This is a genomic window from Chryseobacterium sp. SIMBA_029 (assembly GCF_046535275.1).
GTDB lineage: Bacteria > Bacteroidota > Bacteroidia > Flavobacteriales > Weeksellaceae > Chryseobacterium.
The window spans coordinates 1-262 of record NZ_JAWRXA010000469.1 but is presented as its reverse complement, the minus strand read 5'-3'; the positions used below and the strand labels follow the sequence as shown (position 1 = coordinate 262).

Annotated in this window: 1 protein-coding gene; it reads left to right on the top strand. The window is 33.2% G+C overall.

The window, feature by feature from the left end; genetic code table 11:
* Window positions 1–94: 94 nt before the first annotated feature.
* Window positions 95–262: Dps family protein (locus SB679_RS24860; RefSeq protein WP_410704966.1), on the top strand; the 168-nt coding region annotated here is incomplete at its 3' end.

The window sequence follows — 262 nt, the reverse complement described above, 5'->3', positions numbered from 1 at the left end:
AAATGATAAAATTGCTATTATTATAACTTCATTCCCAACCACAGGAATGAGGACAGCAATTAGAGTATAACCCTTAAAAAATAAATATATACATATGAAAAACGCTAGTATTATTGGCCTTAAAGAAGCCGACTGCAAGAAAATAGCAGAAAAGTTAAATGTACTGTTAGCTAACTACTCTGTATTTTATCAGAATACAAGAGGTTCACACTGGAATATCAAAGGAGCTCAGTTCTTCACGCTTCACCCGAAATTTGAAGAG